Raw genomic sequence first — 25,312 nt, forward strand, 5'->3', positions numbered from 1 at the left:
CACGAAAAAGGGTTTCAGGAGTGTGGGGCTTCGGGTCGCTCGGGTCTTATGATCGTGGCCGGTGCCGGGAGTGTGTGTCCTCATGTGCATGCCGCGCTAGCGCTGGTCGAAAGCAGGGCTATATAAAGGAGTGCTGCTTTCGACCGCGCGGGACTCCTTTCTATGGGGATCCTTTCGACCAGGCGCGCGAAATCGCTATCGCCTCATGGTCGGTAGGGTGCCTAGCGTTCTGTAGGTCCGCCTTTCGGTGGGGGTCCGCATTGCTGCTACACAAACCCTTGAAGGAAGATGCTTGAGGGGCGCGTCCTTCAAGGTTTTGCGTTCGAGTGTCGCACATGCCCCACGGAACCGACCGCAATCCGGACTAAGTCGCCTCATCCACATGCCGCGCTAGCGCTGGTCGAAAGCAGAGCTATATAAAGGAGTGCTGCTTTCGACCGCGCGGGACTCCTTTCGACCAGCCGTATGAAAGTGCTACAGCGGTATGCCGTCGACCCCGCCCTTCAACGATTCAGTCCCCAAAACTGATCGCAAGCTTCATCAATCCTGGAATAATGCCCATCGCTCGATGCCGGGCACCTAATAGGTCATCCTTTTGCACTTGAATGATATTCATGGTGAAATGTCAACTAATGCCTGGTTGTAGCGCATAACACATATCACCAGGCGCTTCGTCCACGTTCGCGAACTCTTGATAGGAACTGTCATGGCACTGAACGACACCATCGAAGGTGGCGTCAACAAGAAGGTCACGCTCATGCAGAGCGACGTCCCCCGCTTCGGGGTACGCGCCATCCTCGCCGGCGTCTACCTGACCCTGGGCACCGGCTTCGCCGTCGCGGCCGGCAACGCCGTCGAGTCGGCCGTGCCGGGCCACGGCCTCGGCGCCTTGGTCTTCGCCCTCTTCTTCGGCCTGGGCCTTTTCGCGATTGTTATTCTCAACACGGAGCTGGCCACCGGCAACATGATGTTCGGCAGCTACGGCGCCACCACCGGCCAGATCGGCTGGGGCAAGGCACTGTGGTTCATGCTGTTTACCACCATCTTCAACCTCATCGGCGTGATACTTATCGCCGTGATCTTGGGGCTTTCCGGCAAGTTCGGCGGGTTCGACGAAACGCACCTCGCCATCACGCTGACCGAGGGCAAGCTCGATAAGACGTGGTGGGAGGCGCTGCTCGAAGGCATGGCGGCGAACTTCGTCGTGAACATGGCCATCGTCGCCGCCCTGTTCGCCAAGGAGTTCGTCTCCAAGTTCTTCGTCATCATCCCGATCATCGCGATCTTCGTCGGCCTGGGCCTCGAGCACGTCATCGCCAACTTCTCGCTGATGTCGATTGCCGGCTTCGCCGACCTCTTCAACGGGGGCGGTGCCTTCGGTGGCGGCTTCCCGCTGGGTGATGTCCTCTGGAACTGGCTGTGGGTCTGGATCGGTAACTTCATCGGCGGCGGCCTGCTCATCGGCGGCGTCTACGCCTGGCTCAACAAGGGCAACGAGGTCTACCGCGACTAGCCCACCCAGCCGCGCGCGGCGACAACTAAAGCTTCCACACCCCGATCGAGCGTCGGCTGCATATCCGGCGCGAACGCCGGGTTGTGGTTGCCCGGGGCGTTTACGGGATCGGCGAAACCACCGAGTCCCCAGTACACATAGGGCACGCCCAAGTGATCCGGGACGATCGAGAAATCCTCCGAGGCGCTCACCGGCTCCATCTCCTGGGAGAGCTTTCCGAAGTAAGAATCGAAAGCCTCGCGCACGCGCTCGGAGCACTCCGCGTCGTTATCGGTCAGCGGGAAGTTGTCGTAATACTCGAACTCCGGCTCTTTCGGCGAGCGGGCCGCGTCGCATTCGGCGCGCACGATACGCTCGATCGCCTCGTGGAGGTGCTCAGCGACATCGTCGTCGTAGGCACGGGTGTTGATCAGCATCTCCGCCGAATCCGGGATGATGTTCGACTTCGTGCCCGCGTGCAGGGCACCGACGGTCACCACCGCGGTCTTGCGCGGCGCGACCTCGCGGGCGACCACCGTCTGCAGCCGCGTCACGATACCCGCCGCGAGCACCACCGGATCCACCGAAAGCTCCGGCATCGAGCCGTGCGAGCCGGTGCCGTAGACGCGCACGCGTATCGACGACGCCCTCGTAAACACCGCCCCCGCACTCACCCCGACGTGACCGCCGGGCAGCGTCGCCAAGACATGCTGGCCGAGATAGACATCCGGGGAAGGGATGGCCTCGGCGATGCCGTCGCGCACTAGGGCGCGCGCACCTTCGGCCGTCTCCTCGCCGGGCTGGAAGACCCCGACGACGGTGCCGGACCACCCGTCGCGGTGGGCGTCGAAAAACTGCAGCGCACCGAGCAGGCTCATGATGTGGACGTCGTGGCCGCACGCATGGGCCACGGGCACCTCCGTGCCGCTGTTATCGACCTGCGTGGCGGTGGAGGCGTACTCGCGCCCCGAATCCTCTTTGACCGGAAGAGCGTCGGTATCGGCGCGCAGGGCGACGACGGGCCCCTCCCCGTTTAACAGCACCGCCACGAGCCCCGTCTCGCCGACGCGGGTGGTCTCGATGCCGTGGGCGGCCAGCTCCTCGGCGATTCGGCTGACCGTCTCATGCTCCTGCATCGACAGCTCGGGATGGCTGTGGAAGTGTCGGTAGAGCGCCTCGCGCTCCTTGCGGGTCTCATCGAGCCAGCTGCCCAGTTCTTTCACGTCAGTTCTCCTTCAGTTCTCCGGCGTAGAGATTGAAGCGCTCCGGGCGGGTAAAGCCGGTAAGCGCCAGGCCGGCCTCGCGGGCCAGATCCACGGCCAGCGACGAGGCGGCAGAGACCGCCACCAAGGCGCCGAAACCGGCCATGACGGCCTTCTGCACCAGCTCGAAAGACGCACGCGAGCTCATGACCAGAATCAGGTTCTCGGCCGGCAGCTGGTCGTTCATGAGCAAGTGCCCGATGACCTTGTCGGCGGCGTTGTGCCGGCCGATGTCCTCGCGCACCACGATCGCCTCGCCGTCGAGCGTAAACGCCCCGGCGGCGTGGATGCCCCCGGTGCGGCGGAACTGCTTCTGCTGGCTGCGCAGCTTCTCCGGCAGGCTGACCACCAGATGCGGATCCAGCGTGATCGGGGTAATGGGGTTCTTCGCCTTGCTCATAATCTTCTCGATCGAGGTCGAGCCGCAGACGCCGCAGGCGGAGGTGGTCGTCGTCAAGCGAATGAAGTCCGGGGACGGGGCACCGCCGCCGGCGAGTTCCGCCTCGATCACGTTGTAGGTGTTCTGGCCATCCGGGCCGGTCGCGCCGGCGCAGTAGCGGGCCTCGGTGAGCTGGCCGGGGCCGTCGATCATGCCCTCGCCGTGCAAGAAGCCGTGGACGAGTTCGATGTCGTTGCCCGGGGTGCGCATTGTGGTGGTCAGGGCGGCGCCACCCAGGCGCAGCTCGAGCGGTTCTTCGACGGTGACGGTATCGCCGCGCGTATCGACGGTATAGGCACCGTCCTCGCCGTCGAAGGTGACTTTCGAGACCCGGTAGCTTTGCCCGATGCGGCCCACTAGCTCTCCTGGGACCAGTCGTCGAGATGCTCGTTGACCTTGGCTATCTCAGCGCGCACCCCTGCCGCATCCGAGGTGTTCCTGCCCGCGGCATAGCCCACCAAAAACGCGGTGAGCGGCGCGGCGGGGCGCGACGGGCCGTGCGCGACGTCGCGGGTGAGATCGAGCAGGTCGCCGGTGAGCTCCTGGATGAGCGCCGGGTCGTTGTCTAGTTTCTCGGAGACGGACTTCAGCCACTGGTGGGCGGTGCGGGCCTCGGCGGGCGAATCTTTCTTGTCAGACATGGTGATTCCTTTCGTGGGTCTTTTAGGGTCATAAGACAAGGCCCGGACTGCCACATGCAGGCGGCGGGTCCGGGCCGTCATGGTCAGTCGTCTACGCCGGCTGCCCCTCGCGTTCCTTCAGCTCGTCGGCGGTGTAGCCGAGCGGCTCCAAGCGGATCACGACGGACTTGTAGGCCGGCGTGTTCGAGTAATCCGCGGTGTTGTCCAGCGGCACCAAGACGTTGCACTCCGGGAAGTAGGAGGTGGCGCAGTCCTTGGCGGAGTCGTACTCCACGACGCGGAAGTTCGGCGCGCGGCGCTCACCGTCGTCCCAGACGGAGACGATGTCGACCATATCGCCGTCCTTGAGGCCGCGCTGGCGCAGGTCCTCGCCGTTGACGAAGATGACGCGGCGGCCGTGGCGGACACCGCGGTAGCGGTCATCCAGGCCGTAGATGGTCGAGTTGAACTGGTCGTGCGAGCGCACGGTCGACAGCAGGAGGTGATCCTTCGGCAGGTCGATGACGTTGGTCTCGTTGACCGTCAGCTTCGCCTTCTTGACGTCCGTGTTGAAGATGCGCTCACGCGGGCCGTTCGGCAGGTAGAACCCGCCGGGCTGGCGCACGCGCTCGTTGTAGTTCTCGAAACCGGGGATGGTGTTCTCGATGTGATCGCGGACGACGTCGTAGTTGTCGCGCATCGGGGCCCAGAAGTCATCGCCGAAGGCGCGCTCGCCGATCCGGCAGATGATCTCAGTCTCGGACTGCAGGTTGAGGTCGTCGTTGGCGCGGCGGTGCCCCTCCGAGGAGGAGACGATGCCGGCGGAGTTCTCCGCGGAGACGATCTGCGGGCCGGAGGCCTGCATATCGACGTCGGTGCGGGCCTTGACCGGCAGGATCAGGGCCTTCTTACCCGGCCAGGCGTGGGAGCCGTTCGGCTTCGTCGACAGGTGGACGGTGAGATCCTGTCGGTCGAAGCCGTTTTCCATGGCGGAGGTATCGCTCATGACGCGGACGATGTTGCCGCCGAGCGAGAAGAACAGGCGGGCCTTGCCGTCGCGCATGGCGCGGAAGGAATCGACGGAGTCCATGCCGTGCTCACGCGGGACGTCGAAACCGAACTCGTCCTGCAAGGACTGCAGGAAGGTATCGCTCATCTTCTCCCAGATGCCCATGGTGCGGTCGCCCTGGACGTTGGAGTGGCCACGGAACGGGGCGGTGCCGGCGCCCGGCTTGCCGATGTTGCCGGTCAGCAGCAGGAAGTTCACCATCTCGCGGATGGTGTAGACGGCGTTCTTGTGCTGGGTGACACCGAGGGTCCAGCCCACCACGATGCTGTCCGCCTTGGCGACGCGGTCAGCGACCTTCTCGACGACCTTCTGCGGCACACCCGAGCCGCGCTCCAGCTCCTCCGGGTCGAGGGACTTCAGGTGCTCGACGACCTCGTCGTAGCCGTGGACGAACTGCTCGACGAAGTTGTGGTCGATGAGGTCGCGCTTGATTACCTCGCGGTTGAGCTGCTGGAAGAAGGCGCGGTCGCCGTCGAGACGCACCTGCACGTAGTCATCGGCGAGCTTCTCCGAGAGGCCGAGCGTGCCCTTGATGGACTGCGGCTCGCGGAACTTCATCAGCCCGGTCTCGGGGATCGGGTTGACGGCGATCATTTTGCCGCCGTTGCGCTTCAGCTTGTGGAAGGCGGTCAGCGCGCGCGGGTGGTTGGTGCCCGGGTTCTGGCCGACGGAGATGAACAGGTCGGTGGTCTCGATGTCCTTCATGGTCACCGAGCCTTTGCCGAGGCCGACGGTCTGCGTCAGCGCCGCGCCGGTGGATTCGTGGCAGAGGTTGCCGCAGTCCGGCAGGTTGTTGGTGCCGTGGCGACGCGCCAGCAGACCGAAGCAGTACGCGGCCTCGTTGGAGGCGCGGCCGGAGGTGTAGTACACGGCCTCGTCGGCCGGGGTCTCCTGGAGGTGCTTCGCGATGAGATCATAAGCGTCGTCCCAGCTGATCGGGCGGTAGTGGCCGTCGCCGGACTCCCGGTCGTAGAGCAGGGGAGTGGTGATACGGCCCTGCTTGCCGAGCCAGTGATCGGTCTTCTCGCGCAGCTCCTCAACGGTGTAGGAAGCCCAGAACTCCTCATCGGCGCGCTCCGGGGTGGTCTCCTCCGCGATGGCCTTGGCGCCGTTTTCACAGAACTCGACGATACCGAGATCGCCCTGCTCAGGTTCCGGCCACGCACAGCCCGGGCAGTCGACGCCGCCGGACTTGTTCATGTTGATCAGCGGCAGAATGCCGTGGTTGGGTACGGCGTGCCGCATCGAGACTGCAACGCCCTCAAGACCTGCCGCATGCTTGGTCCGGTTGCCAACCTTGGGATGGTCATACTTATTGGCTACGGGGTTCACAGGATTGTGGTCGGTCGGAGAAGTCATGGCCTCATCATAGCGGTTTTTGTGCATATGTCACCGGTTGCCGGGAATAATTTTGCACTAAAAAATGTCCAGGCGAGGGCCGCTTATCGACGATTTTGTTGCCGCATCCGCGGCAGGTAGGCTGGCGGGTCGGACCTTGTGGTCCGACAAGTACATCATCCTCAACTTTGTTGTAGGCCCCCCGCCATCACGCGGACCGGGCGGAGTAAGAGGCGGCGAGCGGGCCGGAATACTAAGTCCGGCTTCCTTATATATAAGCGTCAGTAGCCCCGTAAACGCCCGGAGAACGCCATGGGTGGGTTGCTCCATCAGGGAACCGCAACGAGAAAGGTAACGGTCACTCTCATGACCATGACTGATCCTATCGCAGACATGCTGGCGCGCGTGCGTAACGCCAACCACGCGCACCACGACGTCGTGTCGATGCCCTCCTCCAAGCTCAAGGCGAACATCGCCGAGATCCTGCAGCAGGAAGGCTACATCGCTAACTACACCGTCGAGGACGCCAAGGTCGGTAAGACCCTGACCCTCGAACTGAAGTACGGCCCGTCCCGCCAGACCTCGATCGCCGGCCTGCGCCGCGTGTCCAAGCCGGGTCTGCGCGTCTACGCCAAGTCCGCTGAGCTCCCGGAGGTGCTCGGTGGCCTCGGCATCGCCATCATTTCCACGTCCCAGGGCCTTCTGACTGACCGTCAGGCCCACGAGAAGGGTGTGGGCGGGGAAGTCCTCGCCTACGTCTGGTAAGGGAGGGGTTGTTTCACAATGTCTCGAGTAGGTTTTGCACCGATCACCCTGCCCAAGGGTGTCGAAACCACCATCAACGGCCAGACCGTCGAGGTCAAGGGCTCCAAGGGCTCTCTGACCGTCGACGTGCCGGAGCCGATCACCGTCTCCATCGCGGATGACGTGATCACCGTGGCCCGCCCGGATGACCACCGGAAGAACCGTGCCCTGCACGGCCTCTCCCGCTCGCTGGTCAACAACGCCGTCATCGGCGTCTCCGAGGGCTACAACATCAACATGGAGATCTTCGGCGTCGGCTACCGCGTCCAGCTCAAGGGTAAGAACCTCGAGTTCTCCCTCGGCTACTCCCACCCGGTCCTCATCGAGGCCCCGGAGGGAATCACCTTCGCGGTCGACGGCAACACGAAGTTCTCGATCTCCGGTATTGACAAGCAGCAGGTCGGGCAGATCGCCGCCAACATCCGTCGTCTGCGGAAGGACGACCCGTACAAGGGTAAGGGTATCCGCTACGAGGGCGAGCAGATCCGCCGCAAGGTCGGAAAGACGGGTAAGTAAAGCATGAGCAACACTGCAGAGAACACGAAGCGCAAGCCGATCGGCAAGGACATCTCGTCGCGCCGTCGCGAGGCCCGCGCACGCCGTCACTTCCGTATCCGCAAGAACCTCCGCGGCACCCCGCAGAAGCCGCGCCTGGTTGTACACCGCTCCTCGCGGCACATGCACGCCCAGGTCATCGACGACCTGGCCGGCCACACCCTGGCCTCTGCCTCCACCATGGAGCCGGAGGTGCGTGCCCTCGAGGGCGACAAGAAGGCCAAGGGAGCCAAGGTCGGCGAGCTCGTCGCCGAGCGTGCCAAGGCCGCCGGTATCGAGGAGGTCGTCTTCGACCGCGCCGGATACCGCTACCACGGACGCGTCGCCGCTCTCGCGGACGCCGCACGTGAAGGTGGTCTGAAGTTCTAATGACCATCACCAACACCATCAACGGAAGGATTGCGTAATGCCGGGACGTGAACGGCGTGACGGCGGACGCTCCGCCGACGAGCAGAACAACAAGCACAACAACGAGCGCCGCGGCGGCCGTCGTAACGACAACCGCCGGGGCCGTGACAACGAGCGCGACAAGTACATCGAGCGCGTCGTCACCATCAACCGCGTCGCCAAGACCGTCAAGGGTGGCCGCAGCATGAGCTTCACCGCCCTGGTCATCGTCGGTGACGGCGAGGGCATGGTCGGCGTCGGCTACGGCAAGGCCCGCGAGGTCCCCGCCGCCATCCAGAAGGGCGCCGAGGAGGCCCGGAAGAACTTCTTCCGCGTGCCGATGGTCGCTGGCACCATCACCCACCCGGTCCAGGGCGAGGACGCAGCCGGCATCGTCATGCTGCGCCCGGCCGCACCGGGTACCGGTGTCATCGCCGGCGGCGCTGTCCGACCGGTGCTCGAGTGCGCCGGCATCCAGGACGTCCTGTCGAAGTCCCTGGGTACCGATAACCACCTCAACGTCGTCCGCGCCACCGTGGACGGCCTGAAGCAGCTGGTCCGTCCGGAAGAGGTCGCCGCCCGCCGCGGCAAGGACCTCGAGGACGTCGCACCGGCCCGAATTCTGCGCGCCCGCGCAGGACAGGAGGCGTAACCCATGGCACTGAAAATCACGCAGATCAAGGGCCTGGTCGGCGCTAACCCGAAGCAGCGTCAGAACATGGAGGCGTTGGGTCTCAAGCGGATCCGCCACTCCGTGGTCAAGAAGGACAACGACGCCACCCGCGGCATGATCAACGTTGTGCGCCACCTGGTCACCGTCGAAGAAGTGGCAGGGGAGTAGATAACCATGAGTGAGATCATCAAGCTCCACGATCTGCGCCCGTCGAAGGGCGCCAACAAGCCGAAGCACCGCGTCGGCCGCGGTGAAGCCGGCAAGGGCGGCAAGACCGCCGGCCGCGGTACCAAGGGCACCCGCGCACGCAAGCAGGTTCCGGCCGCCTTCGAGGGTGGTCAGATGCCGCTGCACATGCGCCTGCCGAAGCTCCGTGGCTTCAAGAACCCGAACCGGGTCGTCTACCAGGTCGTCAACGTCAAGGACCTGGAGAAGCACTTCCCGAACGGCGGCGACGTCACCGTCGCCGACATCGTCGCCGCTGGCCTCGTCCGCCCGAAGAACCCGGTCAAGGTTCTCGGCGATGGCGAGATCTCGGTGAAGCTCAACGTCACCGCTGACAAGTTCTCCAAGTCGGCTGTCGAGAAGATCGAGGCCGCCGGAGGCACCACCACCGCGACGAAGTAGTCTTTCCTGGCTGCTCAGCGTGGACGGTGTAACGCCGCCCTGCTCGAATACGGATCCGGGTGGGGCGGCGTTTTTGTGTTGGGGTTTTGGTTGACGACTCGAAAGCGGTAGCGCTGTATGACAGGCAGGGCGGTCAAACTTCTGGAGTCTCACGGGAGAGGCTGATGGGGGGGATGGGACTGCTGGTCGGCGGCAGTGGCTGCCTGGCCCTTCCGCGTGCCTTGTTGCGCTTGCGCTTGTCGAAAGGATCCTCATAGAAAGGAGTCTCGCGCGGTCGAAACGAGTAGTCCTTTCTATAGTCCTGCTTTCGACCAGCGATAGCGCGTCATCCGAATGCCGCCGACCCTCCTAGCGACCTCCCCGTAAGCGCGTGCGCCCGGAATGCACCACACGCCCACAAACGAACCACCCTCCCAAACGGAAGTGGTTGAAAACGATCGTCGAAAAGCGGCCTTCAACCTGCGGAAGCGGTGCATACCGGGCCCGAAAACCCGGTGGCCGATGACGGAGTTTCGGCAAGGGCTGTTAAAGTAGTGGAGTCTTAGGACTTCCGGCTCTTAAGCATGCCTCGGCAGCGGGGGCGGAATGACAGTGTCAATTATCTTCGGTGACGCATTATCCGTGTGTCCGCTGAAGCCAGGAGGGTTACGTGTCCGCCATTATTCAGGCGCTTAAGGACGCCGATCTGCGCAAAAAGATCCTGATCACCATCGCGTTGATCATTCTCTACCGCATCGGTGCCCAGATCCCCGCCCCGGGTGTGGACTATGCCGCCATCCAGGGACGGCTGGACTCGCTCGGTGAGGAGGGGGACAACCTCTTCTCCATCATCAACCTGTTCTCCGGCGGCGCGTTGCTGCAGCTGTCGATCTTCGCAATCGGCATCATGCCGTACATTACGGCGGCGATTATTACGCAGCTGCTGACCGTCGTGATCCCGAAGTTCGAGGAGCTGAAGAAAGAGGGGCAGTCGGGTCAGGCGAAGATGACCCAGTACACCCGCTACCTCACCTTGGGGCTCGCGCTGCTGCAGTCCGCCGGCATCGTGGCGCTCGCCGACCGCGAGCAGCTGCTCGGCCAGGGCTTCCCGGTGCTCGTGGAGGACCGGAACCTCTTCGACCTCATCGTCATCGTCATTACGATGACCTCGGGCGCGATACTGATCATGTGGCTCGGTGAGATCATCACCGAAAAGGGTGTCGGCAACGGTATGTCGCTGCTGATCTTCGCGGGTATCGCCACGCGTATCCCCACCGACGGTGCGAACATCCTCTCGCAGTCGGGTGGGCTGGTCTTCGCCATCGTCGCTGTCGCGGTTGTCCTCCTGATCGTCGGCGTCGTCTTCGTGGAGCAGGGCCAGCGTCGCGTGCCGGTCCAGTACGCCAAGCGTATGGTGGGCCGTCGTCAGTACGGCGGGTCCTCGACGTATCTGCCGCTGAAGGTCAACCAGGCCGGCGTGATTCCGGTCATCTTCGCATCGTCGATGATGTACGTGCCGGTGCTGATCACCCAGATCGTCTACTCGGACCAGGGTGGCCCGCCGGATAACTGGTGGCAGCGCAACGTCATGACGTGGCTGGAGACCCCGTCGTCCTGGCAGTACATCCTGCTGTACTTCGTGCTCATCATCTTCTTCTCCTACTTCTACGTCTCGGTCCAGTACGACCCGAACGATCAGGCCGAGAACATGAAGAAGTACGGCGGATTCATCCCCGGTATCCGCCCGGGCCGCCCGACCGCGATGTACCTTGGATATGTGATGAACCGCCTGCTGTTCGTCGGTTCGATCTACCTCGGCGTCATCGCCGTGCTCCCGAACATCGCCTTGGATCTGGGCGTCGGAACCCAGGCCGGTGGCATGACCGCCTTCGGCGGCACCGCCATCCTCATTCTGGTCTCCGTGGCCCTGACCACGGTGAAGCAAATTGAATCGCAGCTCCTGCAAAGCAACTACGAAGGACTCCTGAAGTAATGCGTCTCGTACTCCTCGGACCCCCCGGTGCCGGCAAGGGCACCCAGGCCGCTCTGCTGTCCGAAAAGCTCTCCATCCCGCACATCTCCACCGGCGATTTGTTCCGCGCCAACATCGGCGAGGGCACCCCGCTCGGCGTCGAGGCGAAGCAGTACATCGACGCCGGCGAGCTGGTGCCCACGGACGTCACCGCCCGCATGGTCGAGTCTCGCCTCGAGGAAGAAGACGCCGACGACGGCTTTCTTCTCGACGGCTTCCCGCGCACCGTCGGGCAGGCCGAAATCCTCACCGAGCTGCTGAAGAACCAGGGGCTTGCGCTGGATGGTGTCTTGAACTTCCAGGTCGACGAGGAGGTCGTCGTCGAGCGCATGCTCGCCCGCGGCCGCGCCGACGACAATGAGGAGACCATCCGCAACCGCCTGCGCGTCTACCACGAGGAGACCGCCCCGCTTATCGAGCACTACGACGACCAGCTGATCACCGTCCAGGCCGAAGGCGAGGTCGAGGAGATCAACCAGCGGGTGCTGGAGGCGCTCGGCAAGTAATGGCTTTTCGACGGCGAAAGAAGATCCCGGCGAAAACCCCCGCAGAACTCGACGCCATGCAGGCCGCCGGCGAGATCGTCGGCCGCGCACTCAAGGCCGTCCGCGACGCTGCTCAACCCGGGGTCAGTACGGCTGAGCTCGACCGCGTCGCCGAGGAGCTGATCCGGGATGCTGGCGCGGTGCCGACCTTCCTCGGCTACCAGGGGTTCCCGGGGTCGATCTGCGCCTCGGTCAACGACGTGATCGTCCACGGCATCCCCTCCGAGGACATCATCCTCGCCGAGGGGGATCTTGTCTCCATCGACTGCGGCGCGACTTTCGACGGCTGGGTCGGCGACTCCGCGTGGTCCTTCGGCGTCGGCGAGCTCGACGAGCCCACCGAGGCCCTCAACCGTGCCACCGAGTACGTCCTTTTGGAGGGCATCAAGGCGATGGTGCCGGGCAACCGGCTGACCGACGTCTCCCACGCCCTCGAGCTGGCCACCTACGACGCCGAGGACAAGTTCGGCCACGAGCTGTTCATCGTCGACGGCTACGGCGGCCACGGCATCGGGCACACGATGCACGAGGACCCGTTCGTGGCCAACGCGGGCCTCGGCAACCGAGGCCCTATCATCCAGGAGGGGACCACGCTCGCTATCGAACCGATGCTCGCGCTAGGCACGGCCGATAATAGGGTGCTTGACGACGAGTGGACCGTCGTCACCCTCGATGGATCCCCGGCCGCTCACTGGGAGCACACCGTCGCTGCCACCGAGAGCGGCCCGCGCATTCTTACCCCTCGGTAAGAGCGATGCGCATTGTTATACACGAAATTGCCAGTCAACACTTATACTGAGGCCCATGAAGTCGCTCCGTTCTTTCTTCTCCACCGCCACCCGCCGCACCGCCGCCGTCGTCGCCGGCACCGCCCTCGCCGGCTCCGCACTGATCACCCCCGCTCACGCTCAGCAGCTGCCGTCCGTTGATGAGCTTTCCTCCCAGGTCGGCCTGAGTAACCTCTCGAGCGATCTGAACCTCGGCGCCATCGAGGATGAGATCCAGGGGCAGCTCGACAACTTCTACAACCAGACCCGCGATCAGGCCTGGAACACCCGCGTGGCCATTAACTCCCTGATCGCCGGCACCCTCAACCAGGCGCAGGTCAACCAGCTGATGGGCGTCGTCGACCAGGCCATCGAGGCCGTCTTCCCGGGCCTGATCGCTGAGCGCACCGCCCCGCGCGAGGAGCCGGTCCCGGCCCAGCCCGCCAACAACGGCCAGAACCAGGCCCCGCGCAACAACCCCTGCCCGCCGGAGGCGCGTGCCTGCGTGGACCTGGAAGGCCGCAAGACCTGGCTGCAGCACAACGGCACCATCACCTACGGCCCGGTCGAGCAGTCGCCGGGTTATGCGCACACGCCGACCCCGAAGGGCATGCACCACGTCACCCGTAAGGTTAAGGATGAGATCTCCTACGAGTTCAACAACGCCCCGATGCCTTACGCGGTGTACTTCACCAACAACGGTCACGCCTTCCACGAGGGCACGACCAACGTCGGCTCCGCCGGCTGCGTGCGCCTGCACCACAATGACGCAGTGCACTACTTCAACAACCTGAATGTCGGCGACAAGGTCTACATCTGGTAGCGCCGCGGCAGCGTCTTTCTTCAGCGAGCCTCCTTACGCGGGAGGCTTTTTGCTTTCTGCTGGTCAGCGTGTATTGTTGCGACTTGGTGTGTAGGCATATCCGAATGCCTGCGCGTCATGTAGGAGATACCCGCACCAGGAATGTAAGAGGTTATGGCAAAAGAAGGCGCAATTGAGGTTGAGGGCCGCGTCATTGAGCCCCTTCCGAACGCATACTTCCGTGTTGAACTCGACAACGGGCACAAGGTTCTTGCCCACATCAGCGGCAAGATGCGCCAGCACTACATCCGCATCCTCCCGGAGGACCGCGTGGTAGTGGAGCTGTCCCCCTACGACCTGGAACGCGGTCGTATCGTCTACCGCTACAAGTAGTAGCACCAGTAAGCCTCCCTTCTCAGGACGCGTGGGCGCATAGCCCGCGTGTCTGTTTCACCTCCGGCCACGGTGGCCGGAGCCCCGCGTATCACGGCCCACTCCTCCGGCCTTCGGTCCGGACAAAGCGTCGCGTGGCGGGGATGGGTGGGGAGAAAACCACCGTACCAACCCGAAAGGTAATTGCCTTATGGCACGTCTAGCTGGAGTGGACCTCCCGCGCAACAAGCGCATGGAGGTTGCACTTACCTACATCTATGGCATCGGGCCGACCCGAGCCAAGGAACTGCTGGAGCGCACCGAGATCTCTCCGGACCTGCGCACCGACGACCTGACCGACGATCAGGTCTCGGCTCTGCGTGACGTCATCGAAGCTTCCTGGACCGTCGAGGGTGACCTCCGCCGCCAGGTGGCCGCTGACATCCGCCGCAAGATTGAGATCGGTTCCTACCAGGGCCTGCGCCACCGCCGTGGCCTGCCGGTTCGCGGACAGCGCACCAAGACCAACGCCCGTACGCGCAAGGGACCGAAGAAGACGATCGCAGGAAAGAAGAAGTAGTAGATGCCTCCGAAGACTCGTTCCGGCGCGCGCCGTTCCGGCCGCCGCGTCGTCAAGAAGAACGTGGCCCAGGGCCACGCGTACATCAAGTCCACCTTCAACAACACCATCGTGTCGATCACCGACCCGAACGGTGCCGTCATCTCCTGGGCCACCTCCGGCCACGTGGGATTCAAGGGCTCCCGTAAGTCCACCCCGTTCGCCGCGCAGATGGCCGCCGAGAACGCCGCCCGCAAGGCCATGGACCATGGCATGAAGAAGGTCGACGTTTTCGTCAAGGGTCCGGGCTCGGGCCGTGAGACCGCCATCCGTTCCCTCCAGGCCGCCGGCCTCGAGGTCTCCTCGATCTCGGATGTGACCCCGCAGCCGCACAACGGCTGCCGTCCGCCGAAGCGTCGTCGCGTTTAAGGGAAAGGAAGAGGTAACTAACAATGGCTCGTTACACCGGCCCCGCAACCCGTAAGTCCCGTCGTCTCCGCGTCGATCTCGTCGGCGGCGACATGTCCTTCGAGCGTCGTCCCTACCCTCCGGGGCAGGCCGGCCGCGCTCGCATCAAGGAGTCTGAGTACCTGACTCAGCTGCAGGAGAAGCAGAAGGCCCGCTTCGCCTACGGCATCATGGAGAACCAGTTCCGCCGCTACTACGAGGAAGCCAACCGTCGCCCCGGCAAGACCGGCGACAACCTGCTGATCCTCCTCGAGTCGCGCCTAGACAATGTCGTCTACCGCGCGGGTCTGGCACGCACCCGTCGTCAGGCACGCCAGCTGGTCTCCCACGGCCACTTCACCATCAACGGCAAGCGCACCAACGTGCCGTCGCACGCCGTGACCCAGTACGACATCATCGACGTCCGCGAGAAGTCGAAGAAGATGCTGTGGTTCGAAGAGGCCCAGGAAAACCTCATCAACGCCGTCATCCCGGCGTGGCTGCAGGTCGTTCCGTCCACCCTGCGCATCCTCGTGCACCAGCTGCCCGAGCGCGCTCAGATCGACGTTCCGCTGCAGGAGCAGCTCATCGTCGAGTACTACTCGAAGTAGATCTTCCCGGGAATCCTCAACCCCGGTCCCCGTTTCATTCCATTCCTACCGGCGTCATATAGCGGTCGCCGACAAAGGAGAAGAACATGCTCATTTCCCAGCGTCCGACGCTTACTGAGGAATACATCGACACCGCTCGCTCCCGGTTCATCATCGAGCCGCTCGAGCCCGGTTTCGGCTACACCCTCGGCAACTCGCTGCGCCGCACCCTGCTGTCGTCCATCCCGGGCGCAGCGGTGACCAGCATCAAGATCGATGGTGTGCTCCACGAGTTCACCACCATCAACGGTGTGAAGCAGGACGTCACCGAGATCATCCTCAACGTAAAGGGCCTAGTGCTCTCGTCCGACTCCGACGAGCCGGTTGTGATGTACCTGTCCAAGGAAGGCCCCGGCGACGTCACCGCAGGCGACATCCAGCCGCCAGCGGGCGTGGAGATCCACAACCCGGATCTCGTGATCGCGACGCTGAACGATGAGGCCCGCCTCGACATGGAACTGGTCGTCGAGCGCGGTCGTGGCTACGTCCCGGCCGCCCCGGCAGGCTCCGGTGGAGACATCGGCAGCATCCCGGTCGACCAGATCTACTCGCCCGTGCTCAAGGTCAGCTACAAGGTCGAAGCCACCCGTGTTGAGCAGCGCACCGACTTCGACAAGCTGATCATCGACGTCGAGACCAAGAACTCGATCACCGCCCGCGACGCCATCGCGTCCGCCGGCGGCACCCTGGTGGAGCTGTTCGGACTCGCCCGCGAGCTGAACACCGCCGCCGAGGGCATCGAGATTGGCCCGTCGCCGCAGGAAACCGAGTACATCGCGGCATACAACATGCCGATCGAGGACCTGAACTTCTCCGTGCGTTCCTACAACTGCCTGAAGCGCCAGGAAATCCACACCATCGGTGAGCTCGCCGAGTGCACCGAATCGGACCTGCTGGATATCCGCAACTTCGGCCAGAAGTCGATCAACGAGGTCAAGATCAAGCTGGCTCAGCTCGATCTCACCCTCAAGGACGCACCCGAGGACTTTGACCCGTCGGAGCTGGAAGGCTACGACGCCGAGACCGGTGGTTACATCGAACCCGGCACCGAGGATTCTGAGTAAAACGCACGCGCTGAGAAATTCGCGCTACGAATTCCGTCCACGAGGAGTAACACATGCCTACCCCGAAGAAGGGTGCCCGTCTCGGCGGTTCCCCGCACAACCAGAAGAAGATCCTATCCAATCTGGCTGCGGCACTGTTCGAGCACGGCTCCATCAAGACCACCGACGCGAAGGCCAAGGTCCTTCGCCCGTTCGCTGAGAAGCTGATCACACGCGCCAAGTCCGGCACGCTGCACGACCGCCGTCAGGTTGCCAAGCACCTGCCGCAGAAGGACATCGTCGCGCACCTGTTCAACGATCTCGCACCGCATTTCGAGAACCGCGACGGTGGCTACACCCGCAGCATCAAGCTGGAAAACCGCGCCGGCGACAACGCCCCCATGACCCAGATCTCCCTGGTCCTGGAGGAGACCGTCTCCGCCGAGGCCACCCGCGCTACCCGCGCCGCCGTCTCCAAGCGCAAGCAGGAGGAAGAGGCCGCTGAGGATTCGGAGCCTGCTGAGGCCGAGGCTTCGGAGTCTGAGTCCGAGGCTGAGGCTTCGGAGTCTGAGGACAAGTAAGTCCTTTAGGCCTTGGGCCTCTGAGCATAAAAGACCCCGTCCCTAGGTGGGCGGGGTCTTTTTCTGTGCGTGCCAGGCGGGGCGGGGCAGCGGTTGTTTACATTTGTTGGCTATTTCGGGCCGGAATGGGGCCCAGATTTGAGTAAGTACCGACGATCCGGCGATTTCGACACCCAAACCGGGGTTAACGTCGGTAATTACTCAAATCTGTGAAACGAAGCCGAGAACGAACCCAGAAGAACCCCAAAACGCCACAGCGAATCCGCGCCCCGGTAGCCTAAGGCGGCATGGAGGGTAATCGGAAAGCTGGGTTCGCGCTCATCGCCGCTGGGGTGTTGGTCATCGTCGGCCAACTCCTCGCTGTCTCGGGGTGGGCGGCCGGCGACTACCTGCTAAGAGATCACGCCATCGGTGATCTCGGCATGTCCAGCTGCACCATGATCACCGAAGACACCCATATTCGTTATGTCTGCAGCGGCGGCTACGCCTGGTTCCGCCTGGGCACAGGCCTCGGCGCCGCAGCACTCCTACTCGCGGTCCTTCTGTGGCGGCGCCTACCCGCCTGGCTGCTACTCGGCACCGCCGCGGCCATCGCTACAGCCGGAGTCATCATCCCCGATCCCCGCGCCAACGCCCATGTCATAGCGCTGACCTTCGTCGCCGCGTTCACCTGGATAGCCATGGCCCTGGTGATCGCTAAGACCTACCGCACCCGCAGGCCCGTCTCCATTATCACCGCCGTCCTGCTACTCGTCTCCGTCATCGGCGTCATCATCTGGCTGACCGTCCCGGCGCTTAGCCCCGGACTCTTCCAGCGCCTCGGACTCGACACGCTGTTGTTGTGGCTGCTGTACCTCGGTGCGACGCTGGCGACGGGGAAACGGGACGTCGATAAGCATCAGCGCCGGGACGAGGAACAGAAACTGCGCGACGAGGCTGTGAGGAGGGCCGCCCGTGAGCTCGGATAGTCTGCGGCTGCGCCTCGATCTGGCCTATGACGGCACCGACTTCCACGGCTGGGCCGCCCAGAAAGACCCCCAGCTGCGCACGGTCCAAGGGGTGATCGAGGTGGCGCTGAGCCTGATTCTGCGCACGAACGCCCAGCTCACCGTCGCCGGGCGTACCGATGCCGGCGTGCACGCCAGCGGGCAGACCGCGCATGTCGATATCCCTGCGGCTAGCCTCGAACAGCGCTCCATCGACGGCGACCCGCGGCGGCTGGTGCGTCGGCTCGGCAGGTTTTTGCCCGAGGACATCGCGATCCGCGACATCACGGTCGCACCCGAGGGTTTCGACGCCCGCTTCGCCGCCCTGCGTCGCCACTACACCTACCGGGTGACCACCCATCCTTCCGGGGCGCTGCCGACGCGCGCCCGCGATACCGCCACCTGGAGCCGCCGCATCGACCTGGAGGCGGTGCAGGAGGCGGCGCACATGCTGGTCGGGCTCAATGACTTCGTCGCTTTTTGTAAGCCCCGCGAGCACGCCACCACGATTCGCGATCTGCAGGTGTTTACCTGGGAAGACATCAGCACCCCGGAAGAGCCCGAGCTGTATATGGCGCGCGTGAGCGCCGATGCGTTTTGCTGGTCGATGGTGCGCTCGCTGGTCGGCGTATGTCTGCGCATCGGGCAGGGGAGTGCGGATCTCGGGCTGATCACCCGGCTGCTGGAAGCCGAGAAGCGTTCCTCCGAGATTCCCGTCGCGCCGGCGAAGGGTTTGACCTTAAGCGGGGTGGATTACCCGGCGGTGGAGGATCTCGCCACGCGCGTGGCCACGACTAAGGCTCGACGGGGCTAGGCGGGCGTTAGAATAAGCGGGCACGGAAGTGGCCGGGCACGCCAGGACAATGACCGAAGGAACGCGAACGTGGGACTCATAGCAGTGATGACTGTGCTGGTCATCGTGCTGCCGGGACTGGTGGTCGGAGCATTATCGGGGCTGCGACCCGTCTGGAGTCTCGCTGTCGCCGCACCGATTAGCTTCAGCATTTATGGGCTGGCGGGCTGGCTCTATGGGGTCGTCGGGATCCCTTTCAATGCGCTGACCGCCCTGCTGGCCACCTGTGTGTTGGCCGGGCTCGCGTTCGGCTGGCGGGTGCTGACTCGGCCGGGGGCGTGGGCGGTGGACCGTCGAGAAGCAATCCGGGCGATCCTGCCCGGCGCCGGCGTGGTGGTGGGCGCCGGGCTGGCCATGGGGCTGCCGATGTACTGGCAGGCGCAGCTGCCGCGGGGCCTGGAGACCGTCGTGCAGGGCTGGGATTCCCACTGGCACGCCAGCGTGGTGCGCTTCATCTCCGAAGAGGGCATGGCCTCGCCGACCCGGATGGGCGAGCTGCTCAACATCGAATCGGAGGCGAGCAACTACTACCCGGTGGCCTATCACGCGGCCGCAGCGCTCGTGACGCAGCTGGCGCCGGCCAGCCCGATTGCCGCGATCAACATGATGGCGATCATCGCCCCGGCGATCACCCTGCCAATCTCACTGGGGCTGGTGGCGTGGAAGATGGTCGGCAACCGCTCGACCACGGCGTCGATCGCCGCCGGCCTGGCCGCCGCCAGCGCGATGATGATCCCGACGGTCATCTGGATCGGCAACTACGTCGGCGCCTGGCCTTATGTCGCGGGGGTGACCGCCTCGGCGGCCGTCGCGATCCTTTTTGCCACCCTGCCGCACCAGCCGGCCTGGGCGTTCGCCGCCGCGCTCGCGCTGGCGGGCATCACCCAGCTGCACCCCTCGGCGGTGACCACGGTGGTGCTCATCGCCGGCTTCTACTGGCTGACCCACCTGCTCATCCGGCCGGCGCGCTCCCGGCTCAAAGACCTCGGGGTCATCGCGCTGACGGGGCTGACGGGCGCGCTGGTGATCCTGCCGCAGCTGCTCTTCGGCAGCGGCCAGGCCGAGGAGGTGATCGACTGGACGACTTCCGACGGCGCCGTGACCCGCGAAGAGGCCTGGCTCGAGGCGCTGACCATGGACACCCGGCACGTCAGCCAGTTCTTCCCGGGTAACGACATGACCCTGGTGCTCGTCCTCGCCGCGATCGGCGGGATCACCGCCCTGGTGTGGTACCGCAACCTCTGGGCCCCGCTGTTTTATGGGTTCAGCCTGTGGCTGACCGCCCACGCGTTGAAGCCCTATGACCTCGGGGTTCTCGATCTCATCGCCGGGCTGCACTACTCCACGGCCCACCGCCTCATCATGCCCGTGGCGATTATGACGTTCGCCGCCGCGGCCGTCGGCCTCGCCGTGCTCATCCGGCTATTAAGCGGCGCCCCCTTCGAAGGCCGCTGGCCGCACCTTTTGGCCGGCGGGCTCGCGGTGGCCGTCGGCGCCGGGGTGGCGCTGTATGGGCTGCATGTCTCCGGCCCCGGCGCCCGGGCGTCATATCTCGCCCCGCGCGAAGACGACCGCATGGTCAACGCAGCCGACCTGCGCGCCTGGGACTGGCTGGCCCGCCAGCCACACGCCTACGAGGGGCTCATCGGCGGAGATCCGGCCGAAGGCTATGGCTGGATGTATCCCTACAACGGCCTGCCGAGCCTGCACCGCCACTACCAGTGGCCGACGTCTATGCGCGAATCCGCCACCACGCGCCTCTACTCGGACACGGACCTGCTCGGCGAGGGCACCGCCGGCGGTGGCGACGGCGAGAAGAACTTCGTCGACTGCGCCGCCGACGAGCTGAACATGCACTACTTCGTCTTGTCCCCGGGCCCGTTCTGGGCGCAGCAGCTGGTCAACTACCAGCTGTGGTACGGCCTGTTCAACGCCGAGGGCGCTACCCCCGTCTACCGCGACGGCGATGTGATCATCTTCGCGGTCAACGACAAATTCGACGACGACGAGCTGAAGCGCATGCGTTCCGAGTCGCCGGATCCCCTCCCAGAACGTAAGGTAAGCGACATCGGCTAAAAACTTCATCATCGGGGAGATGAGTTTTCTAGATGAGTTCGCCTTTTCTGCCGACCACCCGTGCCCAGGTCTCCGGGCATCGCTTCTTGCGCCGCCGCGTCGAACACGGGCTGGTTTTCGGCGATATCCGCATGATCCACGACCCGCTGCGCACCCGCACCCGCGGGGTGATCTTCGGCTGCGTCGCCGTGGTGCTCGGCATGCTCGGCGCCGGGTTGTTCGCCTGGCTCAACCCGCAGCCGGATCCCGGGGAGGCGGATCTGCTGCGAGCGGATTCCGGCCAGCTCTACGTGCGTATCGATGAACGCCTCCACCCCGTGGACAACCTCACCTCTGCGCGCCTCATCGTCGGCGGCGAGGCGCAGGCGCAGGCGATAGGCCAGGAGCATCTGCGCGGGGTGGACAAGGGGCCACCGCTCGGCATCACCCGGGCACCCGACCTGCTGGCCAGCGATGCGCCGGGGGAGAACGACACCTGGGCCGTGTGCGTCTCCCCGTCCGGCCGGCAGGTTCTGCTCGGCCCCGGCGCGCCGGCACCGACGCCGCTCGCCGATAACGAGGCCGTGCTTATCGACGACTGGCTGGTCACTAGCCACGGCCGCCGCCTCCTGCCGGACGCCGAAAGCGACGCCGGCGGCGCGGTGCGCCGCGGTCTGGGGATCACCCCGGAGACCCCGGTGGCTCAGGCGCCGCCCACGCTCATCAACGCGCTCGCCGAGCACCGGCCGGTCGCGGTGCCGGAGCCTCTGCCCGTCGTCGTCGAGACCGAGACCGGCTACTGGGCCGAAAACGGCGAGACGATCGCGCCGCTCAGCCAGCTGCAGGCGGAGATCCTCGCCCACGCGGGCGCGGAAAGCCGGCAGGCGGAGGTAGCCGAGCTGGGGACGCGTGCCGACGCCGCCCCGCCACCCCTTCCGGAGATACACCCGGAGTTTCTCGATCCCGCGGAACGCCACCTCTGCGCGCTTGCCGGCGGCGGGGCAGGGGTGCTCGCGCAGGCGCCGTCCGGCGAGACGCAGCTGGTCGGCGAGACCGAGCTTGATGCGCTGGTGGGGCTGGACGGCGGGGCGGTGGCCGTCGATACGGGGCACGGCCTGCACGTGGTGACCGCAACCGGGGTCATCCACGACACTGATGCGGCGTCGGTGCAGGCACTCGGCCTGCCGGAGGCGCATCGGGTGGGATGGGAGCTCGTGGGCCTGCTGCCGGAAGGCCCCGCACTCAACCGGGAGGAAGTCTTGAGCGGGGACTCGTCGGGCTAAATCTTCAAGGTTTAGTTAAAGTGGCCTGACATGGGATTGAGTAAAAAGCTGGTCGGTGCTCTGGGTCGAGTCTCGGACGGGGTGGGGCGTCTCCTGCCCGGAAGGGGGCTTGACTATCGGCGGCGGCAGCCGGTCGGGTTCTATGAGCACGATCGGGCCGTCGAGAGGCTGCTGGAGAGCTTCCGTAACGTCCCGGCTGGCCGGCGCGTACGCCTGGCGAAGAAGACCTCGAACCTCTTTCGGGGTCGGCACGCCGATAACGTGGGCCTCGATGTCAGCGGGCTTAACGGGGTCATCGCCATTGACCCCGTCGCCGGCACCGCCGACGTGCAGGGCATGTGCACCTACGAGGACTTAGTCGATGCCTGCCTGCCTTATGGGCTCGCCCCGACGGTCATCCCGCAGCTGAAAACCATCACGCTGGGCGGGGCGGTGACCGGCATGGGTGTGGAGTCCACCTCCTTCCGCAACGGCCTGCCGCACGAGGCCGTCCTCGAGATGGATATCCTCACCGGCACCGGCGAGATCGTCACCGCCTCCCCGGAGGAGAACGTCGACCTCTTCCGCGGCTTCCCGAACTCCTACGGCAGCCTCGGCTACGCCGTGCGCCTGAAGATCGAGCTCGAAGAAGTCCACGACTACGTCGATCTCGCCCACGTGCGTTTCCACGACCCGCAGACCTACGCCGAGGCGATGGGGGAGATCGTCGAGGCCGGCACCTTCGAGGGGCGCACCATCCACGGGCTCGACGGCGTGGCGTTTTCGCCTCACGAGCTCTACTTGGTCATTGCGTGCGGCACCGACAAGGCCGGGCCGACCTCCGACTACACCCGCGAGCAGATCTACTACCGCTCGATCCAGCACCCCGAGGGCATCCTGCGCGATCGCTTAAGCATCCGCGACTACATCTGGCGCTGGGACGTCGACTGGTTCTGGTGCTCGCGCGCGTTCGGGGCGCAAAACCCCACCGTTAGGAAGCTGTGGCCGCGTGATCTTCTGCGCTCGTCGTTCTACTGGAAGCTCATAGGCTTAGATCGCCGCTATGACATCGAGCATAACCTCATCAACCGGCCCAATGGCCTGCCGCACCGCGAACGCGTGGTCCAAGACATCGAGGTCACCGTCGATCGCCTCCCGGAGTGGATCGAGTGGTTCTTCTCCGCGAGCGACATCCAGCCCATGTGGCTGTGCCCGATTCGGTTGCGCGGCGGCGTCGAAAAGCTGGCAGGCAGCGGCGACGTGCTTGCCGACGCTGACTCCCCCTGGCCCCTCTACCCCCTCGGTCCGGGCGTGACCTGGATCAACGCCGGATTCTGGTCGGCGGTGCCGGGCGATCACGTCTCCGCCGACGCCGAGCCCGGGGCGTTCAACCGGGTCATTGAGAAGAAGGTCAGCGAGCTCGGCGGGCATAAGTCGCTATACTCGGAGGCCTTCTACACCCGCGAGGAGTTCGCCGAGCTATACGGCGGCGAGCTTCCCGGACAACTGAAGAAACGCTATGACCCTGCCGGACGCTTCCCGGACCTCTACGAGAAGACCGTCAGCGGTGCTTAAGAAAGGAGACTGAACACACCATGGCATTTACCCCGATGTCGATCGCTGAGATGATCGAAACCCTCGTGGCCCCACCGAACCCTTTTCGCTGGGAGGTTTTCGACGGGTCGGCGACCGGTCCGGAGGACGCCAAATACACAGTGCGCATTCACAACCCGGAGGGGTTGTCGTATATCGCCACCGCGCCGGGCGATCTCGGTTTCGCGCGCGCCTGGATGACCGGCGGGCTCACCGTCGAGGGCGAGCACCTCGCATACCCTTATGGCATCTTCGACTCGCTGCGCGAGCTTTATGACAACTTCCGCAAACCGAGCCTCGGCGAGATCGCCAAGATTTACCGCTCCCTGGGACACCACGGCGCTCTGCGCATCCAGCCCGTGCCCGAGGTCGAGCGCGCCGGCTGGCTCGAGCGCTCCCTGCGCCAGGGCCTGTCGCGGCACTCCAAGGAGCGCGACGCCGACGTGATCTCCTCGCACTATGACGTCGGCAACGACTTCTACGAGCTCTTCTTGGGCGAGGAAATGACCTACACCTGCGCCTATTACCCGCACCCGGACGCCACCCTCGATGAGGCCCAGGACAACAAGTTCCGGCTCGTCTACGAAAAGCTGCGCCTCGAAGAGGGCAAGACGCTTCTCGACGTCGGCTGCGGCTGGGGCGGCATGGTCCGCTACGCCGCCCGCCGCGGGGTGCGCGCCCTGGGCGTGACGCTGTCGAAGGAGCAGGCGGACTATGGCCAGCAGCGGCTTATCGACGAAGGCCTCGACGACGTCGCGGAGATCCGCTACGCCGACTACCGCGACACCGAAGAATCCGGCTTCGACGCGGTCTCCTCGATCGGCCTGGCCGAGCACATCGGCGTGGACAACTACCCCTCCTACTTCCGGTTCCTCTCCGACAAGCTGGTGCCCGGCGGGCTCATGCTCAACCACTGCATCACCTACCCGGACAACCACCAGACGCAGCGCGGCGGCTTCATCGACCGCTACATCTTCCCGGACGGCGAGCTCGCCGGCTCCGGCATCATCGTGCGCGACATGCAGTCCAACGGCTTCGAGGTCCTCCACGAGGAGAACCTGCGTTTCGACTACGCCCGTACCCTGCGCCACTGGTGCCTCAACCTGAAGGACAACTGGGACAAGGCCGTCGAGCTGGTCGGCGAGAACACCGCCAAGCTGTGGGGCATGTACATGGCGGGCTCGCAGTGGGGCTTCGAGCACGATGTCGTGCAGCTCCACCACGTGCTCGGCGTCAAGCTTCTCGACGACAAATCGCGCGGCGACGTCCCCGAGCGCCGCTGGTGGCGAGACTCCACCTGGGAGCTCGAGGACTAGGGTCTTGGGGCGTGGTGGTGGTTCGGTTCGGACTGCATTCGCATGACGCGCTAGCGCTGGTCGAAATGAGTGGCATCTAAAGGAGTGCTCGTTTCGACCGCGCGGGACTCCTTTCTGTAAGGCTCCTTTCGACCAGGCGCACGAAAGCGATACAGCCGCATGGCCGTCCGGCCCTCCAGCCCTCTGCCACCCGCATTTCGACGC

Annotated in this window: 27 protein-coding genes; 23 read left to right on the top strand and 4 right to left on the bottom strand. The window is 64.8% G+C overall.

Annotated elements, in window-relative coordinates; all coding sequences use genetic code 11:
• The first annotated feature begins 706 nt into the window (after positions 1-706).
• Positions 707-1,513, top strand: coding sequence for a formate/nitrite transporter family protein (locus tag C3B44_RS01930; RefSeq protein ID WP_108430876.1), 807 nt, complete (start codon positions 707-709; stop codon positions 1,511-1,513).
• Here C3B44_RS01930 and C3B44_RS01935 read toward each other — a convergent pair.
• From C3B44_RS01935 to C3B44_RS01950, 4 genes are all read right to left on the bottom strand, one after another.
• On the bottom strand, positions 1,510-2,715 hold the full coding sequence (locus C3B44_RS01935) for an amidohydrolase (protein ID WP_108430877.1): 1,206 nt from the start codon (positions 2,713-2,715) through the stop codon (positions 1,510-1,512). The two genes, C3B44_RS01930 and C3B44_RS01935, sit on opposite strands and share 4 nt — an antisense overlap.
• 1 nt (position 2,716) lies before the next feature.
• Positions 2,717-3,550, bottom strand: coding sequence for a formate dehydrogenase accessory sulfurtransferase FdhD (fdhD, locus tag C3B44_RS01940; RefSeq protein WP_108430878.1), 834 nt, complete (start codon positions 3,548-3,550; stop codon positions 2,717-2,719).
• Positions 3,550-3,834 carry a DUF6457 domain-containing protein gene (locus C3B44_RS01945; protein WP_108430879.1) on the bottom strand — a complete coding sequence of 95 codons (285 nt, stop codon included), beginning with the start codon at positions 3,832-3,834 and terminating at the stop codon, positions 3,550-3,552. The genes fdhD and C3B44_RS01945 overlap by 1 nt, the downstream gene beginning before the upstream one ends.
• A gap of 91 nt (positions 3,835-3,925) precedes the next feature.
• Complete coding sequence (locus C3B44_RS01950) at positions 3,926-6,241, bottom strand: FdhF/YdeP family oxidoreductase (RefSeq protein ID WP_108432518.1); 2,316 nt, start codon at positions 6,239-6,241, stop codon at positions 3,926-3,928.
• Between the two features lie 345 nt (positions 6,242-6,586).
• On the opposite strand from C3B44_RS01950, the gene rpsH reads away from it, so the two are divergent.
• The 22 genes from rpsH (at position 6,587) to C3B44_RS02065 (ending at position 25,108) form a co-directional block, all read left to right on the top strand.
• The gene (rpsH, locus tag C3B44_RS01960; RefSeq protein ID WP_108430880.1) at positions 6,587-6,985 is read left to right on the top strand and encodes a 30S ribosomal protein S8; all 399 of its coding nucleotides are present in this window, start codon (positions 6,587-6,589) and stop codon (positions 6,983-6,985) included.
• Positions 6,986-7,003: 18 nt separating this feature from the next.
• Positions 7,004-7,540: a 50S ribosomal protein L6 gene (gene rplF, locus C3B44_RS01965; protein WP_108430881.1), complete on the top strand. Its 537-nt coding sequence runs from the start codon at positions 7,004-7,006 to the stop codon at positions 7,538-7,540.
• A gap of 3 nt (positions 7,541-7,543) precedes the next feature.
• Positions 7,544-7,948, top strand: a complete 405-nt coding sequence (rplR, locus tag C3B44_RS01970) for a 50S ribosomal protein L18 (RefSeq protein WP_108430882.1) — start codon at positions 7,544-7,546, stop codon at positions 7,946-7,948.
• A 37-nt stretch (positions 7,949-7,985) separates the two neighbouring features.
• A complete protein-coding gene (gene rpsE / locus C3B44_RS01975; protein ID WP_108430883.1) occupies positions 7,986-8,618 on the top strand; it encodes a 30S ribosomal protein S5 in 633 nt (210 codons plus the stop codon).
• A 3-nt stretch (positions 8,619-8,621) separates the two neighbouring features.
• On the top strand, positions 8,622-8,807 hold the full coding sequence (gene rpmD / locus C3B44_RS01980; protein ID WP_108430884.1) for a 50S ribosomal protein L30: 186 nt from the start codon (positions 8,622-8,624) through the stop codon (positions 8,805-8,807).
• Positions 8,808-8,813: 6 nt separating this feature from the next.
• Positions 8,814-9,266, top strand: coding sequence for a 50S ribosomal protein L15 (rplO, locus tag C3B44_RS01985; protein ID WP_108430885.1), 453 nt, complete (start codon positions 8,814-8,816; stop codon positions 9,264-9,266).
• Positions 9,267-9,915: 649 nt separating this feature from the next.
• Positions 9,916-11,238 (top strand): preprotein translocase subunit SecY, encoded by a 1,323-nt coding sequence (gene secY, locus C3B44_RS01990; RefSeq protein ID WP_108430886.1) that lies wholly within the window; start codon positions 9,916-9,918, stop codon positions 11,236-11,238.
• Positions 11,238-11,783, top strand: a complete 546-nt coding sequence (locus C3B44_RS01995; RefSeq protein ID WP_108430887.1) for an adenylate kinase — start codon at positions 11,238-11,240, stop codon at positions 11,781-11,783. Before secY ends, C3B44_RS01995 begins: the two co-directional genes overlap by 1 nt.
• Complete coding sequence (map, locus tag C3B44_RS02000; RefSeq protein ID WP_108430888.1) at positions 11,783-12,571, top strand: type I methionyl aminopeptidase; 789 nt, start codon at positions 11,783-11,785, stop codon at positions 12,569-12,571. The genes C3B44_RS01995 and map overlap by 1 nt, the downstream gene beginning before the upstream one ends.
• 55 nt (positions 12,572-12,626) lie before the next feature.
• Positions 12,627-13,412: a L,D-transpeptidase gene (locus C3B44_RS02005; RefSeq protein ID WP_108430889.1), complete on the top strand. Its 786-nt coding sequence runs from the start codon at positions 12,627-12,629 to the stop codon at positions 13,410-13,412.
• Positions 13,413-13,565: 153 nt separating this feature from the next.
• Positions 13,566-13,784, top strand: coding sequence for a translation initiation factor IF-1 (gene infA, locus C3B44_RS02010; RefSeq protein ID WP_108430890.1), 219 nt, complete (start codon positions 13,566-13,568; stop codon positions 13,782-13,784).
• 190 nt (positions 13,785-13,974) lie between these two features.
• Complete coding sequence (rpsM, locus tag C3B44_RS02015) at positions 13,975-14,343, top strand: 30S ribosomal protein S13 (RefSeq protein WP_108430891.1); 369 nt, start codon at positions 13,975-13,977, stop codon at positions 14,341-14,343.
• Between the two features lie 3 nt (positions 14,344-14,346).
• Positions 14,347-14,751 (top strand): 30S ribosomal protein S11, encoded by a 405-nt coding sequence (gene rpsK / locus C3B44_RS02020; protein WP_108430892.1) that lies wholly within the window; start codon positions 14,347-14,349, stop codon positions 14,749-14,751.
• A gap of 23 nt (positions 14,752-14,774) precedes the next feature.
• The gene (rpsD, locus tag C3B44_RS02025; protein WP_108430893.1) at positions 14,775-15,380 is read left to right on the top strand and encodes a 30S ribosomal protein S4; all 606 of its coding nucleotides are present in this window, start codon (positions 14,775-14,777) and stop codon (positions 15,378-15,380) included.
• A gap of 86 nt (positions 15,381-15,466) precedes the next feature.
• On the top strand, positions 15,467-16,483 hold the full coding sequence (locus tag C3B44_RS02030) for a DNA-directed RNA polymerase subunit alpha (RefSeq protein WP_108430894.1): 1,017 nt from the start codon (positions 15,467-15,469) through the stop codon (positions 16,481-16,483).
• Positions 16,484-16,536: 53 nt separating this feature from the next.
• Positions 16,537-17,043, top strand: coding sequence for a 50S ribosomal protein L17 (rplQ, locus tag C3B44_RS02035; RefSeq protein WP_108430895.1), 507 nt, complete (start codon positions 16,537-16,539; stop codon positions 17,041-17,043).
• Between the two features lie 287 nt (positions 17,044-17,330).
• Positions 17,331-18,011 carry a hypothetical protein gene (locus C3B44_RS02040; protein WP_108430896.1) on the top strand — a complete coding sequence of 227 codons (681 nt, stop codon included), beginning with the start codon at positions 17,331-17,333 and terminating at the stop codon, positions 18,009-18,011.
• Positions 17,998-18,843 (top strand): tRNA pseudouridine(38-40) synthase TruA, encoded by an 846-nt coding sequence (gene truA / locus C3B44_RS02045; RefSeq protein ID WP_235840346.1) that lies wholly within the window; start codon positions 17,998-18,000, stop codon positions 18,841-18,843. Before C3B44_RS02040 ends, truA begins: the two co-directional genes overlap by 14 nt.
• Before the next feature lie 69 nt (positions 18,844-18,912).
• A complete protein-coding gene (locus tag C3B44_RS02050) occupies positions 18,913-20,958 on the top strand; it encodes a DUF6541 family protein (RefSeq protein WP_146183445.1) in 2,046 nt (681 codons plus the stop codon).
• A gap of 32 nt (positions 20,959-20,990) precedes the next feature.
• Entirely contained in the window at positions 20,991-22,220 is a 1,230-nt protein-coding gene (gene eccB, locus C3B44_RS02055; RefSeq protein ID WP_108430898.1) for a type VII secretion protein EccB, read from the top strand.
• 30 nt (positions 22,221-22,250) lie between these two features.
• Entirely contained in the window at positions 22,251-23,774 is a 1,524-nt protein-coding gene (locus tag C3B44_RS02060) for an FAD-binding oxidoreductase (RefSeq protein ID WP_108430899.1), read from the top strand.
• Positions 23,775-23,794: 20 nt separating this feature from the next.
• A complete protein-coding gene (locus tag C3B44_RS02065) occupies positions 23,795-25,108 on the top strand; it encodes an SAM-dependent methyltransferase (protein WP_235840347.1) in 1,314 nt (437 codons plus the stop codon).
• Positions 25,109-25,312: the final 204 nt, after the last annotated feature.

The sequence above is a fragment of the Corynebacterium yudongzhengii genome (genome assembly GCF_003065405.1).
GTDB lineage: Bacteria > Actinomycetota > Actinomycetes > Mycobacteriales > Mycobacteriaceae > Corynebacterium > Corynebacterium yudongzhengii.